Origin of the sequence: Xanthomonas vasicola, from assembly GCF_000772705.2 — a bacterium.
Classification (GTDB): Bacteria; Pseudomonadota; Gammaproteobacteria; order Xanthomonadales; family Xanthomonadaceae; genus Xanthomonas; species Xanthomonas vasicola.
Genome location: NZ_JSBW02000027.1, coordinates 276,107 through 295,643 on the forward strand (window position 1 = coordinate 276,107; position 19,537 = coordinate 295,643).

General features: G+C 64.2%; 21 protein-coding genes, 1 other RNA gene and 3 pseudogenes. 10 read left to right on the plus strand and 15 right to left on the minus strand.

Going from position 1 to position 19,537, the window contains the following annotated elements; all coding sequences use genetic code 11:
- The first annotated feature begins 189 nt into the window (after window positions 1–189).
- Entirely contained in the window at window positions 190–2,754 is a 2,565-nt protein-coding gene (gene mprF / locus NX05_RS06705) for a bifunctional lysylphosphatidylglycerol flippase/synthetase MprF (RefSeq protein WP_039433419.1), read from the plus strand.
- Between the two features lie 471 nt (window positions 2,755–3,225).
- Here the strand turns inward: mprF and NX05_RS06710 are convergent, their stop codons facing one another.
- The 7 genes from NX05_RS06710 to NX05_RS06735 form a co-directional block, all read right to left on the minus strand.
- Window positions 3,226–4,596, minus strand: a complete 1,371-nt coding sequence (locus NX05_RS06710) for a virulence factor (RefSeq protein ID WP_039433415.1) — start codon at window positions 4,594–4,596, stop codon at window positions 3,226–3,228.
- Window positions 4,597–4,665: 69 nt separating this feature from the next.
- Window positions 4,666–4,860: an oxidoreductase-like domain-containing protein gene (locus NX05_RS06715; protein ID WP_010366058.1), complete on the minus strand. Its 195-nt coding sequence runs from the start codon at window positions 4,858–4,860 to the stop codon at window positions 4,666–4,668.
- A 63-nt stretch (window positions 4,861–4,923) separates the two neighbouring features.
- Window positions 4,924–5,529 carry an HD domain-containing protein gene (locus NX05_RS06720; RefSeq protein ID WP_010366057.1) on the minus strand — a complete coding sequence of 202 codons (606 nt, stop codon included), beginning with the start codon at window positions 5,527–5,529 and terminating at the stop codon, window positions 4,924–4,926.
- Window positions 5,530–5,564: 35 nt separating this feature from the next.
- Entirely contained in the window at window positions 5,565–6,167 is a 603-nt protein-coding gene (gene thpR / locus NX05_RS06725; protein WP_010366055.1) for an RNA 2',3'-cyclic phosphodiesterase, read from the minus strand.
- A gap of 273 nt (window positions 6,168–6,440) precedes the next feature.
- Window positions 6,441–6,896 (minus strand): PA2169 family four-helix-bundle protein, encoded by a 456-nt coding sequence (locus NX05_RS06730; protein ID WP_010380460.1) that lies wholly within the window; start codon window positions 6,894–6,896, stop codon window positions 6,441–6,443.
- 217 nt (window positions 6,897–7,113) lie between these two features.
- Window positions 7,114–7,284: a hypothetical protein gene (locus NX05_RS24355; protein ID WP_022559751.1), complete on the minus strand. Its 171-nt coding sequence runs from the start codon at window positions 7,282–7,284 to the stop codon at window positions 7,114–7,116.
- Window positions 7,285–7,455: 171 nt separating this feature from the next.
- Window positions 7,456–8,667: an MFS transporter gene (locus tag NX05_RS06735; protein WP_039433411.1), complete on the minus strand. Its 1,212-nt coding sequence runs from the start codon at window positions 8,665–8,667 to the stop codon at window positions 7,456–7,458.
- Between the two features lie 242 nt (window positions 8,668–8,909).
- Between NX05_RS06735 and NX05_RS06740 the strand changes: the two genes are divergently transcribed.
- The 3 genes from NX05_RS06740 to NX05_RS06750 all read left to right on the plus strand — a co-directional run bounded on the left by NX05_RS06740 (window position 8,910) and on the right by NX05_RS06750 (window position 11,204).
- On the plus strand, window positions 8,910–10,004 hold the full coding sequence (locus NX05_RS06740) for an alkene reductase (protein WP_172645706.1): 1,095 nt from the start codon (window positions 8,910–8,912) through the stop codon (window positions 10,002–10,004).
- Window positions 10,005–10,497: 493 nt separating this feature from the next.
- The gene (locus NX05_RS06745; RefSeq protein WP_039433406.1) at window positions 10,498–10,899 is read left to right on the plus strand and encodes a hypothetical protein; all 402 of its coding nucleotides are present in this window, start codon (window positions 10,498–10,500) and stop codon (window positions 10,897–10,899) included.
- A 68-nt stretch (window positions 10,900–10,967) separates the two neighbouring features.
- Window positions 10,968–11,204 carry a hypothetical protein gene (locus NX05_RS06750; protein WP_039433862.1) on the plus strand — a complete coding sequence of 79 codons (237 nt, stop codon included), beginning with the start codon at window positions 10,968–10,970 and terminating at the stop codon, window positions 11,202–11,204.
- Between the two features lie 287 nt (window positions 11,205–11,491).
- Here the strand turns inward: NX05_RS06750 and NX05_RS21970 are convergent.
- The 3 genes and pseudogenes from NX05_RS21970 to NX05_RS21975 all read right to left on the minus strand — a co-directional run.
- Window positions 11,492–11,647, minus strand: a pseudogene (locus NX05_RS21970) (PhnA domain-containing protein); the annotation flags it as partial.
- 5 nt (window positions 11,648–11,652) lie between these two features.
- Window positions 11,653–11,728: non-coding RNA, sX9 sRNA (locus NX05_RS06805), on the minus strand.
- A gap of 63 nt (window positions 11,729–11,791) precedes the next feature.
- A pseudogene (locus tag NX05_RS21975) lies at window positions 11,792–11,971 on the minus strand (alkylphosphonate utilization protein); the annotation flags it as partial.
- 114 nt (window positions 11,972–12,085) lie between these two features.
- Here NX05_RS21975 and NX05_RS06760 point away from each other — a divergent pair.
- The 4 genes from NX05_RS06760 (at window position 12,086) to NX05_RS06775 (ending at window position 15,832) form a co-directional block, all read left to right on the plus strand.
- Window positions 12,086–13,135 (plus strand): cation diffusion facilitator family transporter, encoded by a 1,050-nt coding sequence (locus tag NX05_RS06760; RefSeq protein ID WP_039433404.1) that lies wholly within the window; start codon window positions 12,086–12,088, stop codon window positions 13,133–13,135.
- Between the two features lie 332 nt (window positions 13,136–13,467).
- On the plus strand, window positions 13,468–13,941 hold the full coding sequence (locus NX05_RS06765; protein ID WP_039433402.1) for an FKBP-type peptidyl-prolyl cis-trans isomerase: 474 nt from the start codon (window positions 13,468–13,470) through the stop codon (window positions 13,939–13,941).
- A gap of 139 nt (window positions 13,942–14,080) precedes the next feature.
- The gene (locus tag NX05_RS06770; RefSeq protein ID WP_039433399.1) at window positions 14,081–15,457 is read left to right on the plus strand and encodes an Hsp70 family protein; all 1,377 of its coding nucleotides are present in this window, start codon (window positions 14,081–14,083) and stop codon (window positions 15,455–15,457) included.
- A 189-nt stretch (window positions 15,458–15,646) separates the two neighbouring features.
- Window positions 15,647–15,832, plus strand: a complete 186-nt coding sequence (locus NX05_RS06775; protein WP_010366034.1) for a hypothetical protein — start codon at window positions 15,647–15,649, stop codon at window positions 15,830–15,832.
- Between the two features lie 171 nt (window positions 15,833–16,003).
- Here the strand turns inward: NX05_RS06775 and NX05_RS24775 are convergent, their stop codons facing one another.
- From NX05_RS24775 to NX05_RS06790, 5 genes and pseudogenes are all read right to left on the minus strand, one after another.
- Entirely contained in the window at window positions 16,004–16,357 is a 354-nt protein-coding gene (locus NX05_RS24775; protein WP_230597655.1) for a DUF4097 family beta strand repeat-containing protein, read from the minus strand.
- Window positions 16,351–16,560 (minus strand): DUF4097 domain-containing protein, encoded by a 210-nt coding sequence (locus NX05_RS24780; RefSeq protein ID WP_244220674.1) that lies wholly within the window; start codon window positions 16,558–16,560, stop codon window positions 16,351–16,353. The genes NX05_RS24775 and NX05_RS24780 overlap by 7 nt, the downstream gene beginning before the upstream one ends.
- Window positions 16,538–16,876, minus strand: coding sequence for a hypothetical protein (locus NX05_RS24785; RefSeq protein WP_080764539.1), 339 nt, complete (start codon window positions 16,874–16,876; stop codon window positions 16,538–16,540). Before NX05_RS24785 ends, NX05_RS24780 begins: the two co-directional genes overlap by 23 nt.
- A 52-nt stretch (window positions 16,877–16,928) precedes the next feature.
- On the minus strand, window positions 16,929–17,414 hold the full coding sequence (locus tag NX05_RS06785) for a hypothetical protein (RefSeq protein ID WP_104607641.1): 486 nt from the start codon (window positions 17,412–17,414) through the stop codon (window positions 16,929–16,931).
- Window positions 17,411–17,997 (minus strand): annotated as a pseudogene (locus tag NX05_RS06790) (RNA polymerase sigma factor). Before NX05_RS06790 ends, NX05_RS06785 begins: the two are co-directional and overlap by 4 nt.
- A gap of 213 nt (window positions 17,998–18,210) precedes the next feature.
- Here NX05_RS06790 and NX05_RS06795 point away from each other — a divergent pair.
- The gene (locus NX05_RS06795; protein WP_039433859.1) at window positions 18,211–18,804 is read left to right on the plus strand and encodes a mechanosensitive ion channel domain-containing protein; all 594 of its coding nucleotides are present in this window, start codon (window positions 18,211–18,213) and stop codon (window positions 18,802–18,804) included.
- Window positions 18,805–18,978: 174 nt separating this feature from the next.
- The coding region (locus NX05_RS06800) for a transposase (RefSeq protein WP_162231351.1) at window positions 18,979–19,537 on the plus strand (559 nt) is incomplete at its 3' end.

Genomic DNA, 19,537 nt, shown 5'->3' on the forward strand with positions numbered 1-19,537 from the left:
TATGATGCGCGCGGCCGGCCCGCACAGGCACTATGTCGGTATGACCGAACCACGCGCTCACTTGATGTCGGCACCTTTGCAATCATGCTGCATGCGCCCTCAACCCGACCGGCACATGCACTGCAAATGCGCGCGCGGCACACCTTGTGCATGCACCCTCCTTCCCTTTCAGCAGATCCCGTTGCCCTCATGACGGATACTCCCGCCTCTTCCGAAACGTCCGCCAGTGGTTGGCGTCGCGCCCTGCCGGTGATCATCAGCCTGGCCATCCTGGCGATGGCTCTGCATGCGCTGTCTTCGCAGTTCACCGACCACGGCTATCGCCAGATTCGGCATGCGTTCCGTGCGCTGGGTGCCGGGCAGATCGCGCTGACGCTGCTGCTCGGCCTGAGCAGCTACGCGTGCCTGGTGGGCTTCGACTGGGTGGGGCTCAAGCGCACCGGCAAGCAGCTGCATCCGGCGCGGGTGGGCATTACCGCCTTCATGGCACATGCGGTCGGGCAGACCTTGGGCTTTGCCGCACTCACCGGCGGCGCCGTGCGTCTGCGCGGCTATGGCAGCGTGGGCCTGACCCTGGCCGAGATCGGCCAAGTGGTACTAATGAGCACGCTTGGCTTCATCTTCGGGGCCTGGGTGCTGCTTGGCCTTGCGTTGATGTTGGAACCGGAAGCGGCCGCACGCGCCTTGCCGATCACTGCGCAGGCTATCCGCATCGCCGGCATCGCCTTGCTGGTTGGCTATGTCGCCATGCTGGTGCTGGTCGGCAAACAGGGCCGCGAGTTCGGCATCCGCAGCCATCGGTTCTGGTTACCAGATCGCACTACCGTGCTGGGCGTCACCGCGCTCAGCGTGGTCGAGCTGGGCCTGGCCGCGGCTGCGTTCTATGTGCTGCTGCCGCCTGACCCGGGCACCGGCTACTTCGGTTTCATCGGCATCTGGCTGGTGGCAGTGGTGGCCGGTCTGATCTCCACCGTGCCGGCCGGCCTGGGTGTGTTCGAGTGGAGCCTGCTCAAGCTGCTGCCGCATGTCGCCCCTGCCGCGGTGCTGGCGGCGGCGCTGGCCTACCGGGTCACGTATTACATCGTTCCGCTGCTGATCTCGGTGGCGATGGCAGCAGCCTCCGGGCTGCGCGCGCCGGTACGCGTCAGCGCCAGCACCGCGCGCACCATGTGGAAGGCCTTGCGCCCCTGGCTGCCGCAGATTCTGGCGCTGGCGGTGTTTGCGGTAGGTGCCGCGCTGGTGATCGACGGCACCCTGCCGACACCGCGCGCGCGCCAGGAAGTGGCGCCGTTGCCGCTGATCGAGACCTCGCATCTGCTGGTCAGCCTGGGCGGCATGATGCTGCTGCTGATCGGCCAGGGCCTGCAGCGCCGCAGCCATGCGGCCTGGATGCTGGCCTTGGGCGTGTGCTTGCTGCTGCCGCCGCTGGCGCTGCTGCGCGGCAGCCACATCTCGGTGTCGTTGTCGGCAGCGCTGGCTGCGGTTGCGCTATGGGCGGCGCGGCGCGAGTTTTACCGCCAGGGCGCCCTGCTGGACGAAGCCTGGTCGTGGCGCTGGCTGAGCAACCTGGGCCTGGTATTGGTCGCCACGTTCTGGCTGCTGTTCTTCGTTTACAGCCATGTCGAATACAGCAACGACTTGTGGTGGCAGTTCGCTACATCGGCCAATGCGCCGCGTGCGTTGCGTGCCGCGCTGATCCTGTGCGTGGGCGTGATCGTGTTCGGCATGGCGCGCCTGCTGCGTGGCGGGCGCCGCCCGATGCCCGCTTCCGACGCCCAGATGCTGCAGACGCTGGCGCCGATTCTGGCCACCAGCACCGATACCCAGGCCTGCCTGGCATTGACCGGCGACAAGGCGTTTCTGTTGGATGAGCAGAGCAGCGGCTTTGTGATGATGCAACGCTATGGCGGCTCGCTGATTTCGATGGGCGACCCGGTCGGCCCGCCGGAGGTGGCGCGTGCGCTGATCTGGCGCTTCCGCGAAGAGGCCGACCACATGGGTTTGCGCCCGGTGTTCTACCAGGTTGGCGAAAAGTACTGGCAGACCTATCTCGACATGGGGCTGACCCTGGTCAAGCTGGGCGAAGAGGCGATCGTGCCGCTGGAAGGTTTCACCCTGGAAGGCCGCGACCGCGCCGACCTGCGCCAGGCCTGGAACCGCGGCAAGCGCGGTGGCCTGAGCTTCCGCATGCTGCAGCCCGAGCAGGTGAACGAGGTGCTGCCGCGGCTAGCCGAGGTCTCGGACCAGTGGCTGGAAGAAAAATCCGGCGAAGAGAAAGGCTTTTCGCTGGGCAGCTTCGATGCGGACTACCTGCGGCGCTTCCCGGTGGCAGTGGCCGAGGCAGAAGGCCAGATCGTGGCGTTCGCCAACGTGTGGTGGGCGCCGGCCGGCGGCGAGCTGTCGGTGGACCTGATGCGGCACAGCACAGAGGCACCGAAGGGCACCATGGATTTCCTGTTCATCGAACTGTTCTTGTGGGGCCAGGCCAATGGCTATACACGGTTCTCGCTGGGCATGGCGCCGTTGTCCGGCCTGGCCGAGCATCGCCTTGCTGGGCGCTGGAACCGCTTCGCCAGCCTGGTCGCGCGCCATGGCGAGCGTTTCTATGGCTTCAGCGGTCTGCGCCGCTTCAAGTCGAAGTTTGCTCCGACCTGGCGCCCGCGCTATCTGGTCGCCCCCGGCGGCATGCACCTGCCGGCCGCGTTGCTGGATGTCACCCGCCTGATCTCGGCGGATCCGGGACGGCAGGAGTAAGACCGTGCGGAACACTGGCGCCAGACCTGCGGGTCTGGCGGGCACTGGTTAGCCGCTCACCAATGCGATGTCGAAATCTCTTGCGCATTCCAGCCCCTGAGATGTTGGCTCGGCAAGAAGTTGCCGCACATCGTGGAAGCGCGGTGTGCCATTCGGGGCGGACCCGTGTGCCGGCCTGGATGCCGCCACCGAGCTTCCAGAGATTTACAGCGTGTCCCGCCACCGGATGCGGCACCGGGCCGCTGACCAACGCTGCGTTTGATAACTACAGTTCCCGAGCGAAAGCATCAGTTGCTGCGGTCGCTCGCACGCGTGCCATCGTCAGCGGCTAAGAGAAGAGCAGCGACTGAAAGAACGGCACCGGGATGGAACAATCGACGTCTGTACGTTGCCTTTGACAGCAACGCACAGAGTCGAGACGCCGACATCGACACGTCGGCGCGCAAATCACAGCAACCGGTGTTGCGCGCCTTACTTCGACAGCGCGTGCATCTGGTCCATGATCGTCTTGGCCAGGGTCGTGTAGTCGCCCTTGAAATGGTGATCGCCCGGCAGCGCCACCCGCTTGGCCACGTTTGCGGGCAGGATCGGGCAGAGCGCGTCGTCGTCGTCCTGGCCGTAGATGCACACTGTGGTCCCCGCCGGCAGACGCTGTACTTCCGGAGCGATCGGCAGGCCCTCGTCGTCCGAGCCCAGCCAGTTGCTGACGTGGAATTCGTAGTCGGCCAGCTTGCCGACCGACAACAGTGCCGTCATGCGCAGGTTCTGCTTGGTCGCAGCGGGTAGTTTGTTGATGGCCGCCGGCAGCACGTCGGCGCCCTGCGAAAAACCGATCAGCACCACGCGCTGACGGTCCCAACGTTGCGCATAGATGCGGGCGATGCGATCCAGGTCGTCGGCAAAGCCCTGCGGCGTGCGCTCGGTCCAGAAGTAACGCAGCGAATCCAGGCCGACCACCGGAATGCCCTGCGCCGCGAGTGCGTCAGCCACTTCTTCGTCCAGCCCGGCCCAACCGCCATCGCCGGAGACGAAGATCACGAAGGTGTCGTCGTCGCTATCGCCGTCTGGCTTGGCCGGCAGCTCCACCACCGGCAGGTCGGCCAGACCGCCTGGCGGCGGCGGCAATGCTACGCCCTTCTGCTCGCCCAGCGAGCGCACCGCGGCGCGCAGGCCAGGCAGGATGTCGCCTTTCGCAGACCGCCGGAAGGTTCGCGCCTGCGGCACCTGCTTGAGGAAACCCTCTTCGGCAGCCGCGGGGCAGCGTTTGTCCTGGCTGGCGGCAAGTACCCAGGGAATCTGCAGCGGTAGCGGCAGCAGCGTGTTGGTGCCCGGGCTGACACCCGGCTGGCAGATCGCCTGGTTGGACACGTTGGTTGGGCACAGCCCGTCGGTCAGCACGCCGGCCAGCACATGCGGCTTGGATTGCGCAGCGATCGCATAGGCCAGCGCCGCGCCATCGCCATCGCCCACCAGCAGCGGCAGGCGGTAGGTGGGGATGTGGTAGAAGGCCTGCATGTAGCGCGAGAAGTTTTCCACGTCGCCAACCGAGAACGGGCAGGTACCGCCGGCCTTACGCAGCACCGCGTACAGGTGTGCAGTATCGACCACTGCCACCATCGCACCGTCGGCGCGCAGGCTTTCCGCCTGGGCCTGGCGCTTGGCGGCATTGCCGGCACCGGCCAGCCAGATCACCACCCGTTGCGGCTCGCCCTTGGGCATCAGCACCGGCACCTGCTCGAAACGACCATGGCTGACCGGTTCCGGCGCCTGCGCGGCGGCCATGCCCGACAGCGTCAACATCGCCGCGCCGCAGAGCGCGCTCCACATATCAAGTCGTCGCATGTCGCACCATCGGGAAAAGTGGTTCAAAGATAATCGTTCCAGGCGGCAGAGCGAAGTGCAGGAATTCGCTCATTGCGCCTTTGGCCCGCTGACACCCGGCTGGCGTGCTTCCCATGCCGCCAGGGCTTGGCGGTATCGCGTCAGCTCCTCGGCATACAGATCGTGCACGCACAGCGGGCAGCCGCTCTCGCAGCATTCGTAGGGTGCAGGCGGCTGTGGGGCGATCGGGCGAGGGTCGGGGCTGGAAGCAGCGCTGTCGTGCATGCGGCCATTGTAGCGTGCGCATCGGCCTCATCCGGGCCTACCGCCCGGACGTTACGGGTTCACTCAGCGCCCCAGCCGCCGGCGCAGATTGGCGCGCGCCGCAGCGTCGTGATGGGTGTGGAAGTAGTCGCTCAGGAAGATGCGCGGTTGTTTGAGCACACCGGCCAGGAAGCGGCGGCGATTGAGCTTGAACAGCAGGCGGGGCACGTGCCCGCGATATTCCTCGGCGATGGCCGCATCGTAGGCATCGAACACTGCCGCGGGCGCGGCCAGGATCGCCATGTCGCAATCCAGAAACAGCGCGGCCTCTTCATCCACATCTTGCGGTTGCAGTTGCCCATGCCGGGCGGTGAGCAAGATCAGCGCCTGCACGCGCTCAACATCCAGCTGCGCCTGCGGCCACCAGCATGGAATGGATTCGGCCGCCATCAATGCCGATTGCGCCTCGTTGTCGCTGCGTCCGGGTTGATAGATCGCATCGTGGAACAGCACCGCCAACCAGACCTCTGCCGGCTGCCGCCAGCCCGGCCCGGCGGCCACCTGCGCATAGTGCTGCAGCACCGCGCGCACGTGGCCGAAGTGGTGGTAGGCGCGCGGCGGTTTGGCATAGGCCTGCTCGAGTGCGGTCAGGTGGTCTGCGTGCAACGGCAATGGCGAGGGAATGTCCATGCGCGCAGGCTACCGTGCGCGCGCGGCCGTGCACATCAGCGCAGCGACCAGCGGCCTTCGATCTGGTAGCGCGACTGGCCAAGGAAGCTGCGCACCAATGCAAAGTCGCGCACGGTCCAGGCAAGCGCATCGCAGCGCCGTTGTGGCACCGCCTGATTGCAGTACAGCAGGGTCATGTGTGGCGTGTACTGCGCATCGCCGGCAATGCCGACATGCGCAAGCTGCTTTCCCACTGCGCCTTGCAGCTCGTATAGCCCACGCACCTGCTCTTCGCCACGCAATACGCAGGGAAGTTGCGAGCGCCTGCCACCGAAGGTGCCAACGCGGTCGAATTCCACTGCGAACGCATCCATCGCTACGCGCGCCGCGGCCTGGCTGGCGCGGCTCACCAACGATGGCGGCAGACCACCGGCGTAATCGCCCAGATGATGCAGGGTTACATGTAGCCGTTCGCGCGCCAGCGGCTTGCCTTCCGCGTGCCCGCCTTGCAGCAGGCTGTCTGCAATTCGCGCCGCATGCTCGGCAGTGGGCGCATCGGCCATGACCGCGAAGAACAGCCGTTCAGTCGTCTTCTCTTCCCCAAGCCCAAGCGACAATTGCGCGTCGGCCGATGACAGGTACAGGAACTGTTGCTTCATGGGTGGATGCCACGACCGCGCAACGCGGGCCTGCCTGAAGAAGGGCGGCGGATACTAGCAGACCCGCTGCCTGCCGAATATGCCGTCGTGCGCATCGCCGACGTGAAACGTGTTGCGATGCGTGGAACCGCGATTGCAGCATTAGTTCGCGCTGTGGCGCGTTGTTGCAACACAAAAAGAAACGGGCAACTCGCGCTGCCCGTTTCCGCCTTTATCGTTTTACCCCGGAGCTGCATCGGATCGGTGACGATGCACTTCGGTCAAGCGCGCAGGTTATGCGGCGCTCTTCATTGCATGCTTGCGGTTACGCATGACGTCGTGGCAAGCGCGCACTTCCGGCAGCAGGCGCAGCGCGGCTTCGCGTGCAGCAGCCGGAGTGTCCTGGTCGGCAATGGTTTCGTCAAAGGCCTTAAGCAGGCGGTCTTCCGATTCTTCCAGCTCGGCCACGTAACCGTACTTGGTGTCACCCAGGGTTGCGCGCACCTTGCCGTAGAACTGCTGCATGCTGCCCACCATGGTGCCGTGCTGCTCCGGCGTACCACCAGCGGCGGTGACCACACTGCTCAGGCTGCTGACGATGTCGGTCTTGACGCCTGCAATGCGACGGAACAGCGTCGCAAGCTCTGCATCGCCCACCTTGGCTGCGGCTTCATCGTAGAAGTCCTTGCCGTCGCGCGAGATGGCGATGAGGTCGTTGAGACTGTGCTCGGTTTTGCTCTGAATGCTCATGTGTGGCTCCTTGTTAGATGGACCGACGCTGCGCTGTGCGATGACTGTGCCTGCGGCGGTTGAGTCAATCGATGGGTTGATTGCAGTGCCGTTGCGTTGTGTACGGCCTCATCCTCGCGTCGTTTGCATAATTGAAATGTGAGCGATGCGAGCATCATCCTCACGCCACATTGCAAGCGATGAATCGCAATTCATCCATGCCAACAGCGGGTCAAGATTACTTCGGCTGACGGCTGGCCCACATGTTGTCGACCAAATTCGGATAGGGCCGCCCCGCCTCTTCAGCACGCTGTTTGGCAGCCGCTTTCTGCGCGTCGGTCAACGGTGTCGACTTCGCCTTGCCTTTGGGATTCGGGCGCTTCCACGGCGGTGGAGTAAATTCAGTCATGACACTGTTCGGCTCGCTTGATTGAGCGCACAGTCTCGCCGGCAGGCTGTGAGATGGCTGTGGTGATGCAACACGCGCATCGCTGTACAACTGCACGGCGAGGCAAGTGTGCGAGCACTTGGCGCGGCATTGCCGCACCAGATGCGCACGACCGGATTGGCGTGTGCCACCTCACCAGTTCGCCAATACCGTGCGCTGCTGGCGACGCTCTTGCCACACTGCTAGTGCGTACACCACCAACCCGCCGAGCGCGGTGACCGCGCCAACGTAGCCGGTGGAGGTCCAGCCCCAACCCGCCGTGATCGCCATCCCACCCAGCCATGGGCCAAGCGCATTGGCCGTATTGAATGCTGCGTGGTTCGATGCTGCGGCCAGGGTCTGCGCGTCTGCCGCCACATCCATCAAGCGTGTCTGCAAGGCAGGCGCCAATGCCCCCATGGTGCCGACCGCCACGATGGATACGAACACCCATACCTCTGACTGCGCGGCCAGCGGAAACGTCAACATCACCACCACCGACCACACCAGCAATACCGGCACCGCACGGAACTGCATACGGTCGAACAACCAACCGCCCAGGATGCTCCCCAGCACCCCGCCTAAGCCAAACGCCACCATTGCCAATGGAATGCGCGCTGCGGTCACGCCGGTCACCGCAGTCAACGTCGGCGCGAGGTAACTGAAGACGCAGAACATGCCGGAGAACCCAACTGCACCGATCGCCAATGCCAGCCACACCTGTGGCTGATTGAACGCCCGCAATTCGCGCAGCGGCTGCTGCCGCGGCTCATCGGGCTGCGGTGGCAGCAGGATCGCCACAGCTGCGACCGTACCCAGCGCAATCACCGACACCGAGGCATACGCCCAACGCCAGCTCACAATTTGCCCCAGCCAGGTCGCCAGCGGGTTGCCCACCAGCAGCGCAACGCTCAAGCCCAACAACACCCGCCCCACTGCAGTGGCACGTTGATTGGGCGGGCTGATCGATGCGGCGACCAAGGATGCAACGCCGAAGTACGCGCCATGCGGCAACCCGGCGATAAAGCGGCACAGCAGCATCGTGTGGTAGCTCGGCGCCAAGGCGCTGGCCACGTTGCCAAGCGCATAGAACACCATCAACAGCAGCAACAAGGTGCGCCGCCGCCAGCGCGCTCCCAAAATCGCCAGCAATGGCGCACCGACCACCACGCCCAATGCATATGCGCTGATGACGTGGCCGACCTGCGGCTCGCTGATCTGCAAGCCCTGCGCAATCTGCGTCATCAGGCCCATGGTGGAGAATTCGCTGATGCCGATCGCAAAGCCGCCCATCGCCAGCGCAAGCAGGATCAGCACGTAATCGCGCCGGGACACGCGTGGCGAAGAAAGATCGGTATCGGTCATGCCCGACTCCGGTGATGGCGGGGCGGTCTATTATTGTGCAATGCAATAGAGCAGGAAAGCGCGACACCAGGTCGGTTCAGCGCAATCGCCCAACCCATCACAGTTACATCGCTTTCAACGCGATGGGGACGCTGTGTCCTATCTGCATCGCTCGAAACTGCATGAGTGCGCCACCATCGCTATGGGGCACCGCGATCGACGCGGCGTCGCGCCTGGCGCGTGATCAAATCGACTGGTTGCTGATGTCCAAATCCACTGAATCCCCCTTGTTCTTCCCGGTGCGCCTGGGCGCGCTGGATCTTGCCAACCGCGTGATCATGGCCCCGCTGACGCGTAACCGCGCCATCGCCGGTCAGGTGCCCTCGCCGCTTGCTGCCGAGTATTACGGCCAGCGCGCCACCGCCGGCCTGATTGTGGCCGAAGGCACCCAGATCAGTCCGCTGGGCCAGGGCTACCTCGACACGCCCGGCATCTACACCAAGGAACAGATCCAGGGCTGGCGCGCCGTCACTGACGAAGTGCATCGCCGCGGCGGCAAGATCGTGCTGCAGCTGTGGCATGTGGGCCGTGTCTCACACACTAGCGTGCTGCCGCCGGGCGAAGTGCCGGTTGCGCCCAGCGCCATCCGCGCGGAAGGCAAGACTTTCACCAAGAACGGCTTTGAGGATGTGTCCGAGCCGCGCGCACTGGCATTGGAAGAAATCCCCGGCTTGATCGAGGACTACCGCATCGCGGCGCGCAACGCGATCGATGCCGGCTTCGACGGCGTGGAAGTGCATGCGGCCAACGGCTACTTGCTCGACCAGTTCCTGCGCGACAGCTCCAACCAGCGCACCGACGCCTATGGCGGCGATATCGAAAACCGCACCCGCCTGCTTGCCGAAGTGGTGCAGGCAATCGCCGATGAAATCGGTGCCGACCGCACCGGCGTGCGCTTGTCGCCAGTGACCCCCGTGTATGGCGCGCACGACTCCGACCCGCAGCCGCTGTTCGAGCGTGCGGTCGAGCGCCTCAACCTGATCGGCGGGCTGGCCTTCGTGCACGTGATCGAAGGTGCCACCGGCGGCCCGCGCGACAACATCGCTTTCGACTACGCCGCGTTGCGCGGCAAGTTCGACGGCGCCTGGATCGCCAACAACGGCTATGACCGCGGCATGTCCGAACACGCCATCAGCAGCGGCTATGCCGATGCGATCGCCTACGGACGTCCCTTCATCGCCAACCCGGATCTGGTGCGTCGCCTGCGCGAGAACGCGCCGCTGGCCGAGCTCGACCAAGCCACGATGTACGGCGGCGGTGCCAAGGGCTATACCGATTACCCCGCATTGCCGGAGTGATCGTTTGATCAGCCGCTGACCACGCGAACGCACCTTGCCAGCCGGCACGGTGCGCTCTCTATGCGGCATGGCACATGCACTGCATGCTTGCTGCTGCCGGATACGTAGTTGCTTGCCTTGCAAACAGACCGCTCGTAGCGCCTTGCACATGGGCGCTATGACATACCCTCAGCGTTCGTGAAGTGGGATGTATTTAGAAGCCTGCATGCCGCATCGCGTATCCGGCGTTGCGTTTTTTTCCTTTCGTTTTTGCTGATTGCCATGCGCGACTGACACGCGTCGCCACTGCGCCTCTGATCTTCACCGCGAAGCACCACATCACCACTCGCGGTTCGCCGCAATGCACGCTACCGTCGCGATTACCAGCACGCCAACGCGGGCGGATGATGCAACAACCTCATTGCCAAGGATGTGCGTGATCGTTGCAGTTCTGCTCGGTAGCACGGTTTTTGGCTGTGGCTTGCCTGCTGCATCGGCACCAATGCAGTGACCAGTGGCGCCCAGTGCCGACTGCCTGGACGCACGCCAGGTTGCCGAATTGCATCAGGCCGACGCGCGTATCTTGGCAGTTGCCGAGCGCGATGGACGGCTATTCCGCCTGCAGTTGTCGCAGGACTGCCCGCAACTGGCCGCACAACCGGATGCCAGCCTGTTGGCTGCAAACGGCTGGGTCTGCAATGGCGCACAAGCGTATGTCAGCACCGGTCAGCAGGGTTGCGCGATCGACCAGGTCGCCCCACTCACCGCACGCGACTACGCCAGCCCTGGGCGTCAACACGACCACGACGGCGTGCCAACGCTGGAACGCATCAGCGTGCGCGAGGCGCGCCGCCGCAATTTCGCCGGTTCCTCCAGCTACTGCTTCAATCCCAGCATGCTGCGCTCCTGGTCGTAAACGGCCAGGGCCTGGTGGTGGAAGTGTCGCCGCGCCATCCTGGCACACACCGTCATTACCGGGTTGAATTGATGGACAGCTGTCGTGAACTCAGCGGCGCTCCATCCATCCGCTTCATCTCCGGCATGGGCTTGTATGCGATCTGCGGCAATCCGGGCGACAAGGTCGATGTGCTCGACGAAATCGGCATCGCCGGCGCACGCGTGGGGGCTGGTGCGGAAGGTGATCTCAGCAGCATGTGCGGCGGCATGTTGTCGCGCATGTGGCAGAACTGCATGGTAGCAGCGGTGTATCCGCGCGATTAGCGCAGCCGGCCTTCACCACCCATCTGCGAGCGCCCGCCATTCGGAGCGACATCGCACGTTAACGGCGAGCCGCCGCTGGATGCAGTGTTACCGAGAAGGCCGCATCGCGCGCATGCGCGCTCCTACACTGGCAAATCGCGCTTCGCCGCTTGAGGCAGCTACCAGTAGGGATAAGGCAGTCGTCAGCTAAGCATGGACGGCGTCCAAGGGCGCAACCTGCGAGTGGACCATGCCGTACCGAGCACCGACCGCGGTGCCTGGCGGTAAGCGCAGTCACTGAGACACACTTACGCCTTGCGCAGGAAACAGGTCTTCAACACCAGGCCCTTGATCTTTTCGGAATTACCTTCGATGTGCTCGGCATCGTCTTCGACCAGGCGGATATTGCGGATCACCGTGCCCTGCTTGAGCGGAATCGACGAGCCTTTGACCTTCATATCCTTAGAGCGGCTAACAAAACGTAGCGAGCAGCCGTCAGGTGGGCGCGGACGGCGCGCAGGAACCGCAGTGTACGAGTGGTACATGAGGATTCCGAGCACAGGCCGCGCCCGCCTGGCGGTTGCGCAGTAGTTTTGTTAGCTGCTCTTAATCACGGTTACCGTATCGCCGGCCTGCAGCACGTTGCCGTTGCTGTCGCGCACCATCGTCGTGTTTGCCTCGGCGTCGCCGGCGCTCCATTCGAAGCCACAGTCGGCGCAGATCGACATCGCACCGTCGAGATAGGTGTTCTCCAGGCCGCATTGCGGACAGGCGGGGACGGTGGACATGCAATTCCTTGATCGAAGTGGGCGTGGATTGTAGCCGCCCAACCGCGCGATCACGCACCCGGCACGGCGATAGCGCGATAGTGCGGCGCTTGTCGAATACCCCGCAGGTCGCGCGTGTCAAATCAGCCAGCCCCCAATCCCCCGCGCGCAACCGCAGACTCCGGTAACGCCCACGATGCCGCCGCGGCTGCAAGCGGCAAGAGCCCAGGCAAGCCCAAAGGCTCGCATCTGGTTGTCTACGTGGCGCTGGCCGGCAACCTGGCCATTGCCGTCGCCAAGTTCATCGCCGCCGGCATTTCCGGCAGCTCGGCAATGCTCAGCGAAGGCGTGCATTCGCTGGTGGACACCATCAACGAAGTGCTGCTGTTGTATGGCTTGCGCCGCGCCGCGCAGCCGCCCACACCCACGCATCCATTCGGCTACGGACGCGAGCTGTATTTCTGGAGTTTCATCGTCGCGCTGTTGGTCTTCGCGATGGGCGCTGGCGTGTCGCTGTACGAAGGCATCGTGCATCTGCGCAACCCGGAACCGGCCAAGAGTCATCTGCTTGCCTACATTGTGCTTGGCGTGTCGATCGTGTTCGAAGGCATTTCGTGGGTGGTGGCGTTGCGCGAATTTCGCTCCAAAAAGGGCCGCATGGGCTATTTCCAGGCGTTTCGTCAAAGCAAGGATCCCAGCACCTTCACTGTGTTGCTGGAAGACAGCGCTGCGTTGATCGGCCTGCTGATGGCGCTGCTGGGTCTGGCCGGCGCGCAGCTGTTCGACATGCCAGAACTCGACGGCATCGCCTCGATCGGCATTGCCGGTGTACTGGCATTCACCGCCTTCCTGCTTGCGCGCGAAACCAAGGGCCTGCTGATCGGCGAACCGGCGCATGCGCATGTGACCGACTCGCTGCTGCGCATCGCCGCCAGCGACCCGGACGTGCGTGCTGCCAATGGCGTGCTCACCATGCAAATGGGGCCCAACCAAGTGGTTGCTGCATTGAGCGCCGAATTCGAAGACAGCCGCACCACGCCGCAAATCGAGGCCTGTGTCGGGCGAATTGAAGCGGCGGCCAAACAGCAGCACCCCGAACTCACCGCCCTGTTCATCAAACCGCAAACTCCGGAAACCTGGCGTGCCAGGCGTGCGCAGATCGAGAGCGGCGCGAAGACGGACTAAGCGACGCAACGGCGTGTGGCCATGAGCCGTCTGCACACGTGTTTTTTCACACGTCAGGCGCGACATGGTCAAGCACCCATGCTGCCGCGAATGATCGATGTAGCCGCGATTGGTAGCCGTGCCCACATCACCTCTACTGCTTTTGCGGACCGGCATAGCCGAATGACGCATGCGCTTGTGACAGTGACTGCACCAAACTGATCCCCGCCTCAACCGCAATCCCGGCTGCGGTTGCATGATCCAGTGCGATTGCCTACGGTGTGGGTGCAGTATCTCTTCGCATCGTGAATGAGCCGATGCATTCCCCTTGATCACCGTCATGGAGGTTTCCAATGGAAATCAGCCAGGGTCGCGTTGCGACCATTCACTACACCCTTTCCGGCGACAGCGGCCAGGTCATCGACCGCTCCACGCCCGAGACGCCGCTGAGCTATCTGCATGGCGCCGGCAACATCGTGCCCGGCCTGGAACAGGCGCTGGAAGGCAAGCGGCTGGGCGACACGCTCACTGCCGACGTGATACCCGAACAGGGCTACGGCCCGCGCCACGAGCAGCTCATCCAGCATGTGCCACGCGACGCGTTTCCAACCGATGTCAAGGTGGTACCCGGCGTGCAGTTCGAAGCGCGCACGCAGCAAGGCCCCGTCTTGGTCACCGTGACCGAAGTTGGCCCGGACAAAGTTACCGTGGACGGCAATCACCCGCTGGCCGGGCAAGCCCTGCACTTTGCGGTGGAAGTGGTGGCGGTGCGCGAGGCCACCACTCAAGAACTGAACGACGGTCACGTGGCCGACCTGGCGGCCTGACCCAACACGCGCCGCACGCCTGGATGGCTGCGGCGCGGTGCTGCCGTGCTTGGGTAGTAACGCGCGTCTTGATGCCGGTCTCGACGGCCGGTGCGGTCGCCGTAGTAAAGTGCGCGGCCCGCTCTCCAGGCCCGTCTGCATGAAACTCGGCATCGACTTCGGTACCAGCAACTCCGCCGCCGCGGCGATCGTCGATGGGCACGTGGTGCCGGTACGCTTCGGCGAGGCCTTGCAGTTCCGCACCACGGTGTACTTCCCGGAGACCATGCGCGACCCGGACGACTTCAGCCTTACACCAGCGCTGGAATACGAAGTAGAGCGGCTGATCGACTCGGGCCGCCGCGATGCAGTGGCCGCTGGCCGCACTCCCAACAATGACAGCTTGCGCCGCGATGCGATCCGCATCGTGCGACGGCAATGGATGGAGGAGCAGGTGCGCGAGCCACGCAGCTCCGCCGCCCTGCTGCAAAACGCGGTCTATGGCGACGAGGCGCTGGACGCCTATTTTCTCGAAGGCGAAGGCAGCCTGGTACAAAGCCCCAAGTCGATGCTCGGCTACAACCTGCATCCGCGGGCGCGCCAGACCATCACCGGTATCGCCACGCATGTGCTGGAGCACATCCGGCTGACTGCCTCGCGCCAGTTCGACATCAACATCCGTCACGCCACCCTGGGCCGCCCGGTGCAATTTCGCAGTTCGATCGGCGAAGCCGGCAACGCGCAGGCGCTGGAAATCCTGCAGACCGCCGCGATCGCAGCCGGTTTCGACAGCGTGGATTTTCTCGAAGAACCCGCAGCAGCCGCGATGCATTACCACGTCAGTCACGACAGCCGCCACGACACCGTGGTGGTGGATATCGGCGGCGGTACCACCGACGTTGCCCATGCCAGCGTGGGCGGCAGCGCTGCGCCGCAGGTGCACCGGGCCTGGGGTATCGCACGCGGCGGTACCGATATCGATCTGGCACTGAGCCTGGCTGCCTATATGCCGCTGTTCGGTCGCGGCATCACCCGCGTGCCGACCCACCATTACGTGGAGGCGGCGATGGTGCAGGACATGACCCGCCAGCGCGAATTCCGTCTGCACAAGTATCAGGACGTTCCTGCCCCCTTCGACAAGCGCCTGCAGGCCTTGCAGGACACCGGCAATACCGCGCGTCTGTATCGCGGCGTGGAGGCCTGCAAGATCGCGCTCAGCGAGCTGGACCACCACCAGGCGCCGTTAGAGTTCATCGAACGCGGGCTGGGTGTGGAGGTGCAGGCCAATGCACTGGTTGCGTCCGCTTCCAACTATCTCGGCGAACTGGAAAGCCTGCTGGCGCAGGTGCGCGCTGACATGACCACCGCACCGGCGACGGTATTCCTCACCGGCGGCATGTCGCGCGCCGGTTATATCCGCGACACCGTGGCTGCCGCATTCCCGGAATCGCGCCTGGTGCATGGCGACCCGTCCTTCGGCGTGGTCCAGGGCCTGGCCTGGGCAGCCGCGCAGCAAGCCCGTCTGTCGGACGGTTAACACACCCGGGCATCAGACCCCCTATAATGCGCGGTTGCTGCTTGACGCACCGCCGTCTTGTCTGCAACGGCACGCACGCTGTGCCACCGCGATTGCGCACCGAACGCCGTCGCACTCTCGACACCGCTTCCGCGCGCGCCACCCTAGCCGCACGCGGTGTCACCGCACTTCCCCGCTACAGGAGGCCACATGGCACGTCCCGCGACCAAGCAGAAATCCCAGCCCAGCATCGCTCGCAGCGAAGGCAAGTCGCAGCCGCTCAGTCGTGAGCGCATCGCAGCCGATATCGCCGCGTTCCGCAAGACCGGCGGCCGGATCGAAGTGCTCACCACCAACTTCGGCCCGGCACGCAACGACGGCGACAAGATCGCTTAAGCAGCGAAGGACACGCGGCAAATGGCCCTGAGGTAGGCGTGGGTTCCCAGCAGCTGCCGCGTGTCCACAGGCCATCGCGCCGCAGTGGTGTCAGCCGCCGTTGAGTATTGCCGCAAAGCTGGAGTGTTGTACCAACGTGCCACCGCAAGGTGGCACGCTCTGTTTGCGGACTTAGTTGGTGTAATCGATACGCACCGAGCCCGAATGCGACTCCAGTTTGACGTCGCCATTGCCGGCCCCCAGCGTCGCCTTGAGGTGTTTGCCGGGGCCGTACTCCCGCCGTTCCACATTGCCCGCGACCGAGCGGATATCGCCGCTGAAGACATCGACATCCAGCGCTGCCGACAGATTGCGCGGCACCCCCAGCGTCATCGTGCCACTGACACTCTCCGCCGCAATGCTGCCGCCCGGCGCCAGCCATGCCACGGTGAGCGCGGTTGCCCCGGACACGCTCTGCGCACGCAATTGCGATACCTGGCCGGCATCGAGACGGATATCGCCGGAAACGGACTCGACTGCTACCAACCGCTGGCGCCGGCCGGCGCATTGAGCTGCCCGCTCACCGTGCCCAAGGTCATCCGCCCGCTACTCACCGTGCTGCGCAATGCGCCACTGACCGTTTCCAGCTGCGCCTCCTTGGCACGCCCGGCAGCCACCACGTCGCCACTGACAGATTTGAGCTGCAGCCGCGCCAGATCGACCTGATCAACATCCACCGCAGCGCTCACCGCATCCACCTGCAGCACCGCGCCGCAACTCCAGTTCGGCGCCTTTTCTGTTGCGGCTATTGCGCGGGTAGATTACCTCGAGGTGCAGCCGGTTGAAGCTTTCGTCCACCTGCAGCCGTTGGCCTTCGCCCAGGCTGCCGGTCAAGGCCACCTCATCGCGATCCCAGCCGCGCACGCGGATGCTGCCGGCGATGTTTTCCAACTCCACACGTCCGCCGCGCGCCAACGGATGACTTTGCTTGACCGCCGTTTGCGCCGCTGCGGGCATCGCGCAGAACGCTGCCAGCAGTAGCAGGGAAAGATGGGCATAACGCATGGCGGTGCTCCTCAGCTTGGAAAGGATGCCTCGCCTTCGCAGGCGAGACGGGTCAGTTGCAATCGTTTCGCGTAGGCGCGCTGCAATTGCGACAACAAAAATGCAGAACGCGGGCTCTGCGCGATGGCGCATGGATGGCCTGCGTGCTGCGATCCAGCTCATCGAGTGCCGGCAGTAAGTCGACGGGTACCTGCTGCACCGGTACATCGGCGATGGCCTGTTGGTAATGCTCGGCCAACGCCTGCGCTTGCGTCACCAGCACTGGTTGCGCTGCAGCTGGCGGCGGTGCCTGCCGATCGATACCCGGTGCGATGGCGACGAGCGCCACTACAGCGGCCAGCGCCAGCCCCGCTGCCTGCAGGATCCAGCCGCGCCGACGCATCGGCACCAAGGCAATCACATTGGAGTGGTCCGTCAACGCAGGCGCGATACGCTCCCACATCTGCGGCGGTGGCGGGCGCTGCGACGGGAGTGCCTGCAACTGCGCGAGCAGGCCGGCATCGTCTTCCTGGTCGCGATCATGCTGTGTGTGATTCATGCGTTGTCTCCAAGCCGCGCACGCAGCAAGCTAGGCGCGCGATGCAGGTGTGCCTTGGAATTGCCAACCGCCATGCGCAGTTCGTCGGAAATTTCCTGATGTTTCCAGCCTTCGATGTCGTGCAGCACCAGCACGGCGCGCGCTCGTGGCGGCAGCGCTTCCAGGGCACGCTCCAGGTCCATGTGTGTCGATTGGCAGCGACTGGGGCCGGCCGCTGCCGCGCGTCCGTCGCCGTCGGCGGCGTCAACCATGTGGTCACTGGATGCCGAGCGCGCGCATAGCTTCATCAACGCAGTATTGACGGCCAGGCGATGTAGCCAGGTGCCCAGCGCGCTTTGGAAACGGAACTGCGCAATGCCTTCCATGCCGCGATGAAGGTGTCCTGCAGCACATCATCGGCGCGGGCTGCGTTGCCGCCGCAAAGGCGCCACACCAGCGCATACAGGCGTGGTGCGTGACGGCGATAAATCGCCTCATAGGCAGCGCAGTCTCCCAGTGCCGCCGCACGCGCCAACGTCACATCGTCGCGGTCGGCGGGACTCTCGCTGGATGGGGCATCGATGGGCATGGAGATGTCGAGCATATCCACTTGGATGCCTCGGACGACGAATAGGTTTAGACCTGAGCGGAATTTTTGTGTTGCTGCCGGAGCCAGCTTCTGAAGGAAATGCGCCCCCGCTCGCTCGTGCATTTCAGCATTGCCTGCATTCGCAGATGAGTAGGTATTTACCCTGCGCACCTACAGCACAAGGGACGCCCCGTTACAATGGACGCCTCTTCGACCCTGCATGATGTGATGTCCGCGCCCGACGCCTTGCCCGCCATGATCCGCAGCCTGTTGCCCCCCTGGAATCCGGAGTGGCTGGCGATTGCGGAACCCACGGTCAAGATCGTGCTGATTCTGGCTGTTGCCGCGTTGGCACGGCTGCTGCTACGGCAACTGCTGCGGCGCCTGTGTGCGCGTTACAGCGTGCCTGCCGAAATGATGATCGGTATCCGCCGCGTTGGTAGCTTCATCATTTCGGTCAGTGCCTTATTGATGGTGCTACGGGTCCTCGGTTTCTCGAGCGGCACCTTATGGACCGCATTTACAGGGTTTGCAGCCGTCGGCGCAGTGGCGTTCTTCGCCGCATGGAGTGTGCTTTCCAATATTTTCTGCACGTTCCTGATCATCACAACGCGCCCGTTTCGGCTGCATGACCACATCGAGCTACTTGAAGGTGGCGACAAACCGGGCTTGAAGGGACGCGTGATCGATATCAACGTGATCTACACCACGCTGGAAGAAACCGGCGACCGTACCGGCAGCGTGTTACAGGTACCCAATAGCCTGTTTTTCCAGCGCACCACGCGCCGCTGGCGCGAGACCAGCAGCTTCAACGCCAAGTAGATACAGGCAACAACGCGCTGTTTGCAGCGGCCAGTTCGCTACTGACGAACGTCAATTAGTCGCCCCTGAAAAACCCCAACCACCCAACGACCGCAAGGCCTTGATGTCTGCACCGGCGTGCTAAAACTACCAGTGTTCGCTACGCTGAAGGCTGGTTTCTTGCAATTTCCGCCCATGCGTACACGCCGTCCTGCTGCCGAAGACAGACCCGCCGACGAGTTGTTCCGTTCGCGTCTGGAGAATCAGATCGATCTGCAGCATCCGCTGGCGCAGCTGAGCCAACGGATGCCGTGGACGGCGTTGGAGCAAGCACTTTCATCGCGCTTGCCGGCCACCCCGGCCGGTGGCGGTCGGCCGGCATTGCCGGTGCGGCTGATCGCTGGTTTGCTCTACCTCAAGCACGCCTACGACCTGTCCGATGAAGCGGTGTGCGAGCGTTGGCTGGAAAATCCGTACTGGCAGTTTTTCACTGGCGAGGTCGTGTTCCAGACGCGCTTGCCGTGCGATGCCAGCTCGCTGACGCGTTGGCGGCAGCGGCTTGGCGAAGCGGGGATGGAAGAGTTGCTGGCGCACACCATCAACGCCGCGCATGCCATGCAGGCGGTGGACGCACGCGAGTTGTCGCGGGTGATCGTGGATACCACGGTGCAGGAAAAGGCGATCGCTTATCCGACCGACAGCCGTCTGCTGGAGGTGGCCCGCAAGAAGCTGGTGCTGCTGGCCAAGCGGCATG

Excerpts from the sequence above, each read along its gene's own strand:
- mprF (WP_039433419.1), top strand. The coding sequence starts at position 190 with ATGACGGATACTCCCGCCTCTTCCGAAACGTCCGCCAGTGGTTGGCGT.
- NX05_RS06710 (WP_039433415.1), bottom strand. The coding sequence starts at position 4,596 with ATGCGACGACTTGATATGTGGAGCGCGCTCTGCGGCGCGGCGATGTTG.
- NX05_RS06715 (WP_010366058.1), bottom strand. The coding sequence starts at position 4,860 with ATGCACGACAGCGCTGCTTCCAGCCCCGACCCTCGCCCGATCGCCCCA.
- NX05_RS06720 (WP_010366057.1), bottom strand. The coding sequence starts at position 5,529 with ATGGACATTCCCTCGCCATTGCCGTTGCACGCAGACCACCTGACCGCA.
- thpR (WP_010366055.1), bottom strand. The coding sequence starts at position 6,167 with ATGAAGCAACAGTTCCTGTACCTGTCATCGGCCGACGCGCAATTGTCG.
- NX05_RS06730 (WP_010380460.1), bottom strand. The coding sequence starts at position 6,896 with ATGAGCATTCAGAGCAAAACCGAGCACAGTCTCAACGACCTCATCGCC.
- NX05_RS24355 (WP_022559751.1), bottom strand. The coding sequence starts at position 7,284 with ATGACTGAATTTACTCCACCGCCGTGGAAGCGCCCGAATCCCAAAGGC.
- NX05_RS06735 (WP_039433411.1), bottom strand. The coding sequence starts at position 8,667 with ATGACCGATACCGATCTTTCTTCGCCACGCGTGTCCCGGCGCGATTAC.
- NX05_RS06740 (WP_172645706.1), top strand. The coding sequence starts at position 8,910 with ATGTCCAAATCCACTGAATCCCCCTTGTTCTTCCCGGTGCGCCTGGGC.
- NX05_RS06765 (WP_039433402.1), top strand. The coding sequence starts at position 13,468 with ATGGAAATCAGCCAGGGTCGCGTTGCGACCATTCACTACACCCTTTCC.
- NX05_RS06770 (WP_039433399.1), top strand. The coding sequence starts at position 14,081 with ATGAAACTCGGCATCGACTTCGGTACCAGCAACTCCGCCGCCGCGGCG.
- NX05_RS06775 (WP_010366034.1), top strand. The coding sequence starts at position 15,647 with ATGGCACGTCCCGCGACCAAGCAGAAATCCCAGCCCAGCATCGCTCGC.
- NX05_RS24785 (WP_080764539.1), bottom strand. The coding sequence starts at position 16,876 with ATGCGTTATGCCCATCTTTCCCTGCTACTGCTGGCAGCGTTCTGCGCG.
- NX05_RS06785 (WP_104607641.1), bottom strand. The coding sequence starts at position 17,414 with ATGAATCACACACAGCATGATCGCGACCAGGAAGACGATGCCGGCCTG.
- NX05_RS06795 (WP_039433859.1), top strand. The coding sequence starts at position 18,211 with ATGTCCGCGCCCGACGCCTTGCCCGCCATGATCCGCAGCCTGTTGCCC.